Source organism: Corynebacterium lehmanniae, assembly GCF_043161975.1.
Taxonomy (GTDB): Bacteria; Actinomycetota; Actinomycetes; order Mycobacteriales; family Mycobacteriaceae; genus Corynebacterium; species Corynebacterium lehmanniae.
The window spans coordinates 997,788-1,010,657 of the sequence record NZ_CP170998.1 but is presented as its reverse complement, the minus strand read 5'-3'; the positions used below and the strand labels follow the sequence as shown (position 1 = coordinate 1,010,657).

9 protein-coding genes, 3 tRNA genes and 1 pseudogene are annotated in these 12,870 nt (G+C 61.6%); 11 read left to right on the top strand and 2 right to left on the bottom strand.

Annotated elements, in window-relative coordinates; all coding sequences use genetic code 11:
- Positions 1–29 precede the first annotated feature (29 nt).
- Complete coding sequence (locus ACF3NP_RS04820; RefSeq protein ID WP_181888300.1) at positions 30–821, top strand: fumarylacetoacetate hydrolase family protein; 792 nt, start codon at positions 30–32, stop codon at positions 819–821.
- Here the strand turns inward: ACF3NP_RS04820 and ACF3NP_RS04815 are convergent.
- Positions 822–1,936, bottom strand: a pseudogene (locus tag ACF3NP_RS04815) (isochorismate synthase).
- An 85-nt stretch (positions 1,937–2,021) separates the two neighbouring features.
- Between ACF3NP_RS04815 and ACF3NP_RS04810 the strand changes: the two are divergent.
- Positions 2,022–3,080 (top strand): CE1 family esterase, encoded by a 1,059-nt coding sequence (locus tag ACF3NP_RS04810; RefSeq protein WP_392399009.1) that lies wholly within the window; start codon positions 2,022–2,024, stop codon positions 3,078–3,080.
- A 498-nt stretch (positions 3,081–3,578) separates the two neighbouring features.
- Here ACF3NP_RS04810 and ACF3NP_RS04805 read toward each other — a convergent pair whose 3' ends face one another.
- Complete coding sequence (locus ACF3NP_RS04805; protein WP_083290308.1) at positions 3,579–4,007, bottom strand: hypothetical protein; 429 nt, start codon at positions 4,005–4,007, stop codon at positions 3,579–3,581.
- Positions 4,008–4,755: 748 nt separating this feature from the next.
- Between ACF3NP_RS04805 and gltX the strand changes: the two genes are divergently transcribed.
- The 9 genes from gltX (at position 4,756) to ACF3NP_RS04760 (ending at position 12,832) form a co-directional block, all read left to right on the top strand.
- Positions 4,756–6,243 (top strand): glutamate--tRNA ligase, encoded by a 1,488-nt coding sequence (gltX, locus tag ACF3NP_RS04800; protein ID WP_181888304.1) that lies wholly within the window; start codon positions 4,756–4,758, stop codon positions 6,241–6,243.
- A 157-nt stretch (positions 6,244–6,400) separates the two neighbouring features.
- Positions 6,401–6,472: transfer RNA gene (locus tag ACF3NP_RS04795), tRNA-Gln, on the top strand.
- Positions 6,473–6,501: 29 nt separating this feature from the next.
- Positions 6,502–6,574: transfer RNA gene (locus tag ACF3NP_RS04790), tRNA-Glu, on the top strand.
- A gap of 63 nt (positions 6,575–6,637) precedes the next feature.
- On the top strand, positions 6,638–7,870 hold the full coding sequence (locus tag ACF3NP_RS04785) for an alpha/beta hydrolase (RefSeq protein WP_181888305.1): 1,233 nt from the start codon (positions 6,638–6,640) through the stop codon (positions 7,868–7,870).
- 201 nt (positions 7,871–8,071) lie between these two features.
- The gene (locus ACF3NP_RS04780) at positions 8,072–9,133 is read left to right on the top strand and encodes an ABC transporter substrate-binding protein (RefSeq protein ID WP_181888306.1); all 1,062 of its coding nucleotides are present in this window, start codon (positions 8,072–8,074) and stop codon (positions 9,131–9,133) included.
- Positions 9,134–9,139: 6 nt separating this feature from the next.
- Positions 9,140–10,750 (top strand): ABC transporter permease, encoded by a 1,611-nt coding sequence (locus ACF3NP_RS04775; protein WP_181888307.1) that lies wholly within the window; start codon positions 9,140–9,142, stop codon positions 10,748–10,750.
- On the top strand, positions 10,750–11,799 hold the full coding sequence (locus ACF3NP_RS04770) for an ABC transporter ATP-binding protein (protein WP_181888308.1): 1,050 nt from the start codon (positions 10,750–10,752) through the stop codon (positions 11,797–11,799). The genes ACF3NP_RS04775 and ACF3NP_RS04770 overlap by 1 nt, the downstream gene beginning before the upstream one ends.
- Before the next feature lie 76 nt (positions 11,800–11,875).
- A tRNA-Glu gene (locus ACF3NP_RS04765) sits at positions 11,876–11,948 on the top strand.
- Positions 11,949–12,010: 62 nt separating this feature from the next.
- Positions 12,011–12,832, top strand: a complete 822-nt coding sequence (locus tag ACF3NP_RS04760; RefSeq protein ID WP_338026568.1) for a PhzF family phenazine biosynthesis protein — start codon at positions 12,011–12,013, stop codon at positions 12,830–12,832.
- Positions 12,833–12,870 lie beyond the last annotated feature (38 nt).

Here is a 12,870-nt window from a genome sequence, read left to right as displayed (position 1 = left end):
CTTTTGTAATTGGTTGTATGCTCTGTCACATGCGTTTTGGACGAATTGCAACACCTGAAGGAATGACGTTCGCCGTCATCGACGACGAGGGCAAGACCGCGAAAGCCATCGCCGGCACCCCGTTCACCGACCCCGAATACACGGGCAAAGAGTACGCGCTCGAGGACGTCCGCCTGCTTGCCCCGACCCTGCCGTCGAAGGTGGTGGCCGTGGGCCGCAACTACGCCGACCACGTGGCGGAGGTGTTCAAGAAGTCCGCGGAGCACCTGCCGCCGACGATCTTTATCAAGCCGTCCACGGCAGTTGTGGGTCCCGGCGCCGCCATCAAGATCCCGGAGTACGCCACCGGCGTGGAGTTTGAGGGCGAGCTCGCGCTCGTTGTCGGCGTACCGTGCAAGAACGTCAAGGCTGCAGACTGGAAGTCCGTCATCCGCGGCGTGACCATCATCAACGACGTGTCCTCGCGCGACCTGCAGTTCGCCGACGGCCAGTGGGCCCGTGCCAAGGGCATCGACACCTTCGGCCCAATCGGCCCGTGGATTGAGACGGACCTGGAGAAGTTCGACTTTGCCAACCTCCCCATCAAGGCGCACCACACCCACAACGGCGTGACCGAGACCAAGCAGGACTCCAACTCCAACCAGATGATCAAGTCCGTCGGCGAGATGGTGGAGTGGGTCTCCGAGTCCTTCACGCTGCTGCCTGGCGACGTCATCGCCACCGGCTCGCCCGCCGGCACCGCAGAGATGGTGCCGGGCGACTACATCGAGGTGGAGATCCCAGGCATCGGCAAGCTGGGCAACCCGGTCGAGCGGGCGTAACTACAGGCCGAGCGCGCGCATGATGGTGCGCAGCTTGGCCGAGGTTTCGTCGAGCTCGGCCTGCGGGTCCGAGTAGGCGGTAAGGCCCCCGCCAGCCCAGGCGCGGGCCCGGGTGCCGTCCGCGTTGACCTCGGCGCAGCGGATGGCCACCATGTATTCGCCGTCGCCGGCGGCATCCGTGTAGCCCACCGCGCCGGCGTAGAAGCCGCGGTCCGATTCCGCGGTAGTGATCAACGCTTCCGCCGCCGCCTGCGGGGTGCCGCAGACCGCCGGGGTGGGGTACAGGCTCAGCGCGAGGTCGAGCGCGCTGGGGCGGGATCCTTCAGCACGCCCTCGATCGGTGTGGCCAGGTGCCACATCTCGCTGGTCTTTTCCAGCCGCGGGCGTTCCGGGACAGTGAGCTCGCTGCACAGAGGCGCGAGGATGCGCCGGATGTGGTCGACCACGAAGCGGTGCTCGTCCAAGTCTTTCGCAGAATCGCGCAGTGAGTTGGCCGCCGCCTGGTCTGCGTCCTGGTCGCCGGGGACGCGGGCGTCGGAACCTGCGAGGGGAAACGACCAGACGCGCCTGCCGCGCCGGCGCACCAGCACCTCTGGCGAGGACCCGACGAGGAAATGCCCCGAGCGCCCCGAGGGGGTGAGGTCCGCGATGAACCCGTCGTGCGTGTACGACAGGTCGATCAGCCGCGCTGCGACCAAGCGGGGGTCCACCGGCGGGTCAAAGGCGATGTCTACGGCACGCGCCAGCACTACTTTGTCCAGGGCGGAGCTTTGGATTGTCGAGATGGCGGCTTCGACTCGGCGCAGGTGTTCGGCCGGGGACGGGTCAACGTCGATAAGCATTGCGTTGAGCTTGGAACCCTCGCCGACGCGGTAGTACGGGTGCGGCTCGAGCGCACCCGGCTCCCGGATGATGTGCTCGGGGACCGTGAGTGCCGCTGGGCAGTCGTGATCGAAGGGGAGGGCGCCGACAACCATTTCTTCCTCGCCGCGCGCGATCGCGTCCGCAGCCTCCCACGCATCGTCGAAGGTGCGGAGTGCACCTTGGGTGCGCACGGAGCCGTCGCCACGCGAGAGCAGAAAGTCTGGGGCGCTATCGGGTCTGGAAGTGGGCATGTGACGATACTTTAACGAACCTCCATTTGTGCACGCACGTCTGTATTGCTTGCCGCTACATAAAAGTGGGGTTAGTGTGGCCGGTGTGAAAATTGTGAAAAGCCTTGCAGGTGGTCTCGCTGCCTTGCTCATCGCAGGTAGTGCGGTCGCCCCGGTGCAGGCTGGGGCCCAAGATATGTCGTCCCAAATCAACGGACAGGTAAACCGCGCGATCAACGACGCTAACCGCGCCGCCACCGACGCTGTGAACCAGGCCAACGCCGAGTGGAACAAGTTCGTCAAAATGGCCAACGACACCATCCCCGGCAGCTCGGCTCTTCCGCGCAATCCGCTGCCCGCGCCTGCGCCGGTGCCTGCCCCCGCGCCCTGGGCGCCCCAGGCCCCCGCGCCGGTGGCAAACGGCACCAACGGCGAGATCCATGCCGCCGGCCGCAGCTACCTGGTTTGGGTGCCGCGAGGCTACAACCCGGCGAACCCGACGCCGGTGATGGTGGGCTACTCCGCCTACCAAGATTCCACCGAAAACTTCCGCAACTACTCCCGCCTGCGCGAATCCTCTGTCGGGCGCGACGCCATCATCGTCTACCCCCGAGCCATCGGCGCATCCTGGGAAGGCTCGCCGACCGCCTCCACCCGGCCCGGCCAGGACATTGCCTTCGTGCGCGCGATGATCGACGACGTGCAGCGCTACTACAACATCGACCGCCGCCGCATCTACGCCACCGGCATGTCCACCGGCGGCGGCATGGCAGCAGTCTCCGCCTGCCACATGGCGGACCTCTTCGCCGGCGTCGCGGGTGTATCCGGTGCCTACTACGCGCCGGTGAACCGCGGCTGCCAGAACCTGCCCATCGCGTTTATGGCACTGCACGGCATGAACGACACGCTCACTCCGTACTACGGCACCACCCGCCGCGGCGAGCGCGTCCTGCCGGTGCCGGAAATGTTCGGCTCCTACGCCGCCCGCAACGGTTGCGGACCCGGCCTCGACCGCGCCCCGCTGTATAGCGCCACCCGCGTCTCCGCCCGCGGTTGCCGCAAGGGCGTCGAAGTGATCCAGGTGCACGGCTCCAACCATTACTGGTGGTACTCGCCGTCCGCCGCCGACGAAATGTGGGCGTTCCTCTCCCGCCACTCCAAATAGCGCACCACCTCATCGCCTCCCGGGGCGCGACCCGGGGCGCCTGTCAAGGCGCAGTTTTGTAAAACTCGGCCACAGTGGGGTGGAGGGAGCTGGGGGTATTGGGTTTTGGCCTTTGTTCTAGGCCGAGTTTTACAAAACCATGTTGTGCCGGTTCTGCGGTCGCAGAATGTTGTGCCGGTTCTGCGGTCGCAGAATGTTGTGCCGGTTCTGCGGTCGCAGAATGTTGTGCCGGTTCTGCGGTCGCAGAATGTTGTGCCGGTTCTGCGGTCGCAGAATGTTGTGCCGGTTCTGCGGTCGCAGAATGTTGTGCCGGTTCTGCGGTCGCAGAATGTTGTGCCGGTTCTGCGGTCGCAGAATGTTGTGCCGGTTCTGCGGTCGCAGAATGTTGTGCCGGTTCTGTCCCGGGGTGGTGTTTCTGCTTCTTACTTTCGACTCGGTGTAAAGCAGACGCAAAGTCTAGGGTGGCCAGCTTAGCAAGGTGAATAGGGGTGACTATCCCTATTGGTAGATGCACTGCTCAATTTCATGACCGGTTTCGCTGACACGAATACCGCGTGTGCGGCTTGGGAACTTCGCAGGGATCCCTGACTCGAAATCAATTTCAAGTTTTGCTGATAATAGTCGCACCGCATCATCGACTTCATTGGGATCACAGGGAACATCAGCAACAGTTACGAAGAAGAATACTGAGTACTCCGCTTCCTCTTCCGGGCTTAGCTTCTCGCTCGGTGGGATGATCTCTGACAGGAGGAGTTCAAAAGTTGGTTCACTGTGTCCAGCTTGGTATGCCTGTTCAGACGAGAAGTGCACTCTGTTTTTCTCGCGCACTACATCGACGCATCTTTGGTGCCTTGCTTTTGCTTCATCAAGTTGGTCGTACCGACACACGAATTTTGTGAAAAAACACCACGTAGATGTCTCATTCATAAAGTTTCCTTATCTGTACGTCGATTTATTTCGTGGCGTGGTCGTCTCTATCCGGCCACCTGAACTAGAAGCGTGTCCGAGGGTAACGTAGAGGGGGGATAAATAAATGTAGACAATGTATGTTTCATTGCTCGCCACTTTTCCGGAGGGTCTCCCTCGTTATATCCAATTGCAACTCGTGCTGGCACCATTCCCATCTCAGGTTTGTACAGGAAAGAGATTGACTCCAGCGACAACTATCGGGTCGCCCGCGCCTATTTCAAGCTGAGCATGTTACGGGACAGGTAGCCGAAACCGTAGATATCGAGCGGGCGTTTTTCGAAACGGTGACCATCTCGTCGAGTTCTTTCGGCATTCGCAGGGCTTTGGATTCTGACAGGCTGGCCGCCGAATCGGAATCGATTGCGTGCTCTTTGCGCGTGATCGGCGCTCGAGTAGTAAGGGAAGGATGGGCCGTGACGGAGTTTCGGCACCGCCACATCGATCGTCCGTGACAGGCTCTTGCGGTTGCGGTGGGGCACGCCCTAGAGAATGAGGCGTCGCCGTATTGGGCGTCGTTGGCAGGGTCAGTTTGGACGCAAGAGGATCTAGTTGAGTTGACTTGTCCAATCGGGGGGTCTCGAGCCAGTTGAACTTTCAAATACGTTGCCGGGAGGATAGGCGGCGCAGCGGTTATTGCCATGCTCCTTTCGGTGGTGCACCGGAGGACGTCGATAGGCGAGGGGCTCTGCGCGCTACGATTGCGCACATGACTGACTCTTCAATGCGCGTACGTTTTTGCCCGTCACCAACCGGAACCCCGCACGTGGGCATGGTGCGCACGGCACTGTTCAACTGGGCGCAGGCGCGCCACTCCGGCGGCACGTTTGTGTTCCGCATCGAGGACACGGATGCCGCGCGTGACTCGGAGGAGAGCTACCAGGCGATCATCGAGTCGCTGGAGTGGCTGGGCCTGACCTGGGACGAAGGTATCAACGTGGGTGGCCCGCACGAGCCGTACCGCCAGTCTCAGCGCTCCGAGATCTACACGGACGTGCTGAACAAACTCATCGAGGCTGGCGAGGTGTACCCGGCGTACTCCACGAACGAAGAGGTCCAGGAGCGCCACAAGGCTGCTGGCCGCGACCCGCAGCTGGGCTACGACAACTTCGACCGCGACCTGACGCAGGAGCAGATCGACGCGTTCGAGGCGGAAGGCCGCAAGCCGGTGTGGCGCCTGCGCATGCCGGACCAGGACTGGACCTGGAACGACTTGGTGCGTGGCGAGGTGACGTTCAAGTCCGAGACGCAGCCGGACTTCGTGGTCGCCCGCTCCAACGGCGCGCCGCTGTACACGCTGGTCAACCCTGTCGACGACGCGCTGATGGGCATTACCCACGTCCTGCGCGGCGAGGACCTGCTGTCGTCCACCCCACGCCAGATGGCGCTGTACGAGGCGCTCAAGCGCGTCGGCGTCGCAGAGTTCACCCCCGAGTTCGGCCACCTGCCGTTCGTGATGGGCCAGGGCAACAAGAAGCTGTCCAAGCGCGACCCGGAGTCCAACCTGTTCAACCACCGGGACAACGGCATTATCCCGGAGGGCATGATCAACTACCTGGCGCTTTTGGGATGGTCGCTGTCCGCGGACCAGGACATCTTCAGCGTCGACGAGTTTGTCAAGGCCTTCGACGTCAACGACGTGCTGGGCAACCCGGCCCGCTTCGACCAGAAGAAGCTTGAGGCCATCAACGCCGACCACATCCGCCTGCTGGAACCGGAGGACTTCCGCGACCGTCTGCGTGCCTACCTGACCGAGCACACCGACTTTCCGGAGGATTATCCGGCGGACAAGTTCGCCGTCGCTGCGGACCTGGTGCAGACGCGCATCAAGGTGCTGTCTGAGGGCTACAACCTGCTGAAGTTCCTCGTCACCGCAGACGAGGACCTGGAACTGGACGAGAAGAGCGCGAAGAAGAACCTCAAGGACACCGCCATCGAGCCGCTGGACGCCGGCATCGCCGCGCTGGAAGCGGTGGAGGAGTGGACCACCCCGAACATCGAGGCGGCGTTGAACAAGGCGCTTATCGACGACCTCGGCTTGAAGCCCCGCGTCGCGTTCGGTGCCCTGCGTGTCGGCGCGACCGGCGCAGCAGTGTCCCCGCCACTGTTCGAGTCTATGGAGTTGCTCGGCCGCGAATCCACGCTGAAGCGTCTGCGCGCGGCACGCGAGGTCACTCCGTACCAGGCAGCAGCGTAGTTACAACGCTGTTGTTATAACGCAACAAAGGCCGCCGCGATTTGCGCGGTGGCCTGCGGATTTGGTTGCTTTAGCTATCCATGGTTATAGTAATCCACGTTGTTCAGCAGACAGGCGCAACACCGAAAGGGAAAGCGCAGGTCAGACTGGAAAACGATGGCCTATGGTGTAATTGGCAACACTACGGTTTCTGGTACCGTCATTCTAGGTTCGAGTCCTGGTAGGCCAGCTGCAGAGCTTTAAGTTCTGTGTCCTAATGCCCCGTTCGTCTAGCGGCCTAGGACGTCGCCCTCTCACGGCGGTAACACGGGTTCAAATCCCGTACGGGGTACAACGCAAAACCTCCGGTCCAGTTTTTGGGTCGGAGGTTTTTCGCGTCCGGTACTGTGAGCGCATGGTGTGGAAGTTGTCGTCGCTGTTCAGCGGTGAAATTCGTCAAAGTGGATCCAGTCTCATCGACGCGTTTAGTGTGCCGGCGGCAGCGTCGAGCCTGTCGTCTTCGATTCCACTGCTCGCAGTGCCGGCGCTGTTCCTCGCGACGCTGGGCGGGGGTGTCTTCGGCGCGCCGCTCTATGAGGAGTCGACGGCAAGCGGGTCGTCGATAGGCGATGGCTCCAGCAACGTCGCCGAGACGTTCCCGGAACCGGACGCCAAGCCCGCGACCCTGAAATCAGTGACGCACATTGAAAACGACGTCTACGAGGTCGTCGTGTACTCGCCATCGATGGATAGAGAGGTCAAAAACGAGGTAATCCTGCCCGGCGGGCCGGATAACGACACTCCGCGGCCCACGTTTTACCTGCTGATGGGTGCGGACGGTGCCGCCAACGGCTGGTCCTGGCGCAACTCGTCCGATTATCAGGAGTTCTTCCAGGACAAACTGGTCAATGTGGTCACTCCGATCGGCTCAGTCTCCTCAATGCAGGCTGATTGGTACCGCGAGGACGATGCGACGGGGCGCAACAAGTGGCTCACGTACTTCACCAAAGAGCTGCCTCCGCTTATGGACGAGCAGTTCCACGACACCGGCACCGACGCCATCGCGGGCATTTCCATGTCTGGCGGGCCGGCACTCAATATTGCGTCGTTGGAACCGGAGCGGTTTGCCGCCGCGGCGTCGTACTCCGGGTGCCCGGCCACCTCCGGTGTTCTCGGCGACACATACGTGCGCCAGGCCTTGAAGCTCAACGGGGCGGATCCCCGCAAGATGTGGGGCATGTCCTCCAACCCGGCGTGGATGGCGCACTCACCCGTGCTGCACCTCGATGCGCTGGAAAACACGAAGTTGTTCATTTCCGCCGCGCAGGGAGTGCCCGGTGCGATCGACGACACAAAGACGTCCTCCGAACGCATAGGTCCGCCCGTGGCGATTGAGTCGGCGTCGTACGCGTGCTCTGAATACTTCGTGGAGAGGGCGCAGCGCGCCGGCTTGGACGTGCAGTGGTACCCGCAGGTGGAAGGCACGCACAGCTGGGGCCTGTTTGAGAAGTCCATGCGCAAAAGTTGGGACGTGATCGGGCCGGCAATCGACGCGCAACCTTTTGAACGCGGGGCGCCGGTGACGAAGGCGCCGCTTCCGGACGAGGCGCCGCAGCCCGTCGGCGGGTCTGCAGGGTCGAGCAAGTGATGGGTGTTCAGCTACAGTTTCGGATGTGAAAGTTTGATCGCCTCGCGCGGACTGCCGTCAAAGTAGGACGTGCTGGTAGAAGATTTTGGGCAACGTTGGGCCCGGCGCTGGGCGCAGAATAGAGCAATTTCATCGGCGAGCGGGCACGCAAATCTGGTGTTAAGGTGAGCCAGGTTTTTACCTTGCATAAAGGAGTCGCTCATGAAACTCACAAAGAAGTCCCTTTCAGTTGTTGCAGCAGCAGGCGTTGCAATGCTCGCTCTTGCGGGTTGCTCCGAACCCTCCGAGAACGCTGGCTCCAACACCGCGTCGTCTGGTGTTAAAGACGGCGCGACGGACTCTGCCGCCGGTTCTCTGACTCTCTACACCTCGGAGCCAGAGGACAAGGTTGACCAGGTTGTCGCGGCCTTCAACGAGGAACACCCGGATGTCGACGTGGAAGTGTACCGAGCTGGCACCGGCGATCTGAAGGCTCGAATTGAGGCTGAAAAGACCTCCGGAGCAGTGGAGGCAGACCTGATTTGGGCAGCGGACGCTCCGACGTTTGAGGACTTCAAGTCCGATGATCTCCTGGCGAAACTGGAGAACGTCGAAACCGGTGATGTGATGGACGGTGCCGTTGATTCTGAGGGCTACTACGTCGGGACCCGAATTATTCCCACTGTCATCGCTTACAACACTTCCGTGATCGATGAATCTGAAGCACCGAAGTCTTGGACTGACCTGACGGATGCACGCTTCCGCGACAAGATTGTCATGCCGGACCCGGCAGTTTCCGGGGCAGCCGCATACAACGCGACAGTGTGGATGAACAACGAGCAGCTGGGTGAGGATTGGATGACCGCTCTCGGTGAGAACGCTCCGATGATTGCCGCATCCAATGGCCCCACCTCGCAGGAAATTGCTGGCGGCGGCCACCCAGTTGGTGTGGTTGTGGATTATCTCGTTCGCGACCTCGCCGCGCAGGGTTCTCCGATTAAGGAGGTGTACGCCACCGAAGGTTCGCCGTACATTACCGAGCCGATCGCGGTGTTTGGGGATTCCAAGAACCCGACTGCAGCAGAGTTGTTCATTACTTTCCTGTTGTCCAAGAAGGGGCAAGAGCTCGCCGTGGAACAAAACTACCTGCCCGTCATCGACGGGGTAGGCACCCCTGGCGATGCCCCGGCACTCGATGACATTGCCCTGATGGATGCAGACCTGAAGACTCTCACCGATGATCGCGCACGTTCCGTAGAGTTCTTCCAGAGCGCGATGAACTAGGTGGCAATGCAACGCGTTTCTTCGCCGGGGCTCAACCTCGCTCGCCTAGGGGTGTGGTTGGTTGCCGCGGCGATTTTCATTGTTCCTCTCGCGATGGTGGTCTCACTCGCGCTCGGGGGAAATCAGTTTCCGGTACTTGTGGAACAAGGCTTGGCGCGCGCCACTTGGAATTCCGTGATTACCACCGTGCTGTCTTCTATGGGCGCGGTACTAATCGGTGGCACGATTGCGATTGTTTTGGAGCGCACCGATGTTGGTGGAGCAACGGGATTACGCTTATTTCTGCTCTCGCCGCTGTTAGTCCCACCGTTCGTCGGTGCCATTTCCTGGCTGCAGCTGTTTGGCCGAAACCAGGGGCTCAATGCGCTGTTCGACCGGCCGCTGTGGGACCTGTACGGAGCCGACGGCATTGTCTTTCTGATGACGTTGCACTCGTACCCGGTTGTGTACGTCATTGTGGCCGCAGCGTTGCGCCAGATCCCCTCTGATCTCGAACTGGCTGCACGCGTTAGTGGCGCGGGCAGTGGCACGGTGCTGCGCACTGTGACCATCCCGCTGTTGGGGCCCGCATTCTTGAGCGCCTTCACCCTGACGGCAGTGTCGAACCTCGCCGACTTCGGTATTCCATCGATTCTGGGGTCGCCGGTGCAGTTCGAGACATTAGCGACAATGTGTTACCGGTTTATGGAATCAGGCACGGTAAGCAACCCGCTGCAGGTCGTGTCCACAGTTGGAGCAGTGTTGATGCTGCTGGGCATTATCGCCGTGGTGGCAGATTACGCGGTGTCGCGCCGAGCCTCCTCGCAAGTCAGTGGTGCCAGCACGATGAAACTTTCACTCGGTGTGGCGAGAGTTCCTGTCACCGTGGTGTCCTGGGTCCTTGCACTCGCGGTTACCCTCGGTCCGATCTTAGGGCTCGCTCACCGTGCGTTGCTTCCGGCCCCGGGTGTGCCGTTTACGTTGGAGACCATCTCGCTGTCGAATTTTCAGCGCACCCTGAGTAACCCGCGGGTGGTTGATGGTTTCACTAACTCGGTCGCTCTCGCAGGCGGTGCCGCACTACTGTGCGGTCTGCTGGGTTGGGCGATCGGCATTTTGGTCACCCGCACCCGCGCGCGTACTAACACGCCGCTATCTCTGGCTACATTGCTTCCGGCTGCACTCCCTGGGCTGATCATTGGCGTCGGATGGCTCATTGTGGGCAGGTACACGGGGCTCTACAACACCCGTTGGGTGATCCTGTTGGCATACGTCTGCGCCTTCACAGCCTTGGTGCTGCAGGCTGTGCGCGCACCGATGAGCAAGATTCCGGTTGCAGTGGAAGAAGCGGCACGAATTTCTGGCGCGGGTAGGGTGCGCTCAATCGTGGATACCTCGGGGCGAATGGCTGTACCAGCGGCGTTCTCCGGGGCAGTTCTCGTTGCAGTCACCGCGGTGCGCGAGCTCACCGTGTCAATTCTGCTCGTTGCTCCGGGCACCACAACAATTGGTGTGCAACTATTCAACCTCCAACAGTCCGGAAACTACAACCAAGCTTCAGCGCTTGCATTGATGTTTGCAGTAATCGGTATTGCCGCCCTGGCACTGACCGTGCGCACCCCTGACAAGGAGTCCTGATGAGTGACATTGCGATTGACGGCCTCAGCGTCGTATTCCCAGACGGTGCCGTTGGGTTGGACGACATCAACCTACGCGTTGGTAGCGGCGAGTTCGTAGCGCTAGTCGGCCCGTCCGGCTCGGGCAAAACCACGCTGCTGCGCACTCTCGCCGGGTTTGTGCAGCCCTCCACAGGCACGGTCTCCCTCGACGGCACAAACGTGACTCGCACACCGCCAGAAAAGCGGCGGATGGGCATGGTGTTTCAGCAGCACGCAGTCTGGCCGCACATGAGTGTTGCGGATAATGTCGCCTACCCGCTCAAACGCGCAGGTACGAGCAAGAAGCAACAACAACAGCTCGTCGAATCGACGTTGCGCACCGTTGGGTTGGAGAGCTACGGAGACCGGAAACCTTCAACGTTGTCTGGCGGTCAGCGGCAGCGAGTCGCACTCGCGCGCGCGATTGTGGCCAAGCCTCAAGTGCTGCTTCTCGACGAAGCTTTGTCGGCTCTCGACGAACCACTGCGAGACAGTCTTCGCCGAGAGCTTGTTGCACTGACTAAGCGGTCTTCCCTAACTACAGTGCACGTGACCCACGACCGCAAGGAAGCGATTGCCATCGCCGATCGCATCGCATTGCTGCGAGACGGAAAGCTCGAGCAGTTTGCCTCGCCGAGGGATATCGTCGCTCAACCAGCTTCGCCGTGGGTGGCCTCCTTTATCGCTGACGCGACGCTGTTAGAGGGACAAATTGTCGACGGCCGCGTGGTCGTCACAGCGCCTGCCATGGAATGGCCGGCTGCGCATGTGGAGATGGTTGGCGCATCAGGCCATAGAGGTGCTGTCACCGTTGCGGTGTTGCCTGAGGCGGTAGAAGTGGCAGCGCCAGGGGAGCGGGACGTACTAAACGGCCGGGTCACCTCCTCGCTTTTTGAGGTGTCCGGCTACTCGCTCACCATCGATGTGGACGGTGTGGAGTTTCGCGCACGCACTTCGGCCCGCACCACCCCAGAAGTTGGCGAAACGGTCGGCGTCAACGTCCACGCCCCGTTGGTCTACACCACATAAAAACGACCCTAACCTGCCGATTTGTTGGTGGACAATAGCGTCCTTTATTGTTAACAAGTCGCAAACAAGCGAGCGCGCCCCGTTCGTCTAGCGGCCTAGGACGTCGCCCTCTCACGGCGGTAACACGGGTTCAAATCCCGTACGGGGTACAAAGTACAACTCCCGATCCGGACTCCGGGTCGGGAGTTTTCGCATTGGTAGCCTTGGCCGGGTGACTACCCTGGAATACTTTGAAATCGACGTCTTCGCCACCGGCGCGTTCACCGGCAACCCACTCGCCGTTGTTTGCGGCGCCGACAACCTCAGCGACGAGCAGATGCAGCAGATTGCGTCCTGGACCAACTTCTCGGAAACCACGTTTCTGCTCGAGCCGACCAGCGAAGAGGCGGACTACCGCGTGCGCATCTTCACGCCGGTGGAGGAATACGCCTTCGCCGGGCACCCCACCCTCGGCACGGCGCGTGCGTGGCTGGAGCTCGGCAACACGCCGCGCAACCAGGGCTGCGTGGTTCAGGAGTGCGGGGTTGGCAACGTCGAAGTGCGTATCCAGGGCGACTCGCTCGCGTTCGCCACCCCGCCACTCAAGCGCGACGGCCAGCTCTCGCCGGAGGAAAAGGATGAGGTGTGCGAGACCTTTGGCGTCGAGAAGCAATTGCTTGTCAGCGCCGCCTTCGGTGACAACGGCCCCGGCTGGAAGCTGGCGCTCCTGGATGGCCTGGATGCGTTGTGGGCGCTTAAGAAGCCGGCGGGCAGCGGCCTGAAGGTGGCGTTTGCAGCGCTGACAGGTGGGTCCGATCCGGCCTATGAGCTGCGCGCATTCACACCGACGTTCGAGGACCCGGTGACCGGCAGCGCGAACGGCGCGATGGCGCAGTGGCTGCGAGGGAGGGGAGATGTACCTGCGCAGTACACGGTCTCGCAGGGCACGGCGCTCGGGCGCGACGGACGGGTGGAGATCACCGACGACGGGGAGAACATCTGGGTCGGTGGTCGCGCGCGGGTGCGGGTGCGGGGGACGCTGGACATGGGATAGAATAGGTGTGCGAATAGCGGGATGGTGATGTCGGCGGC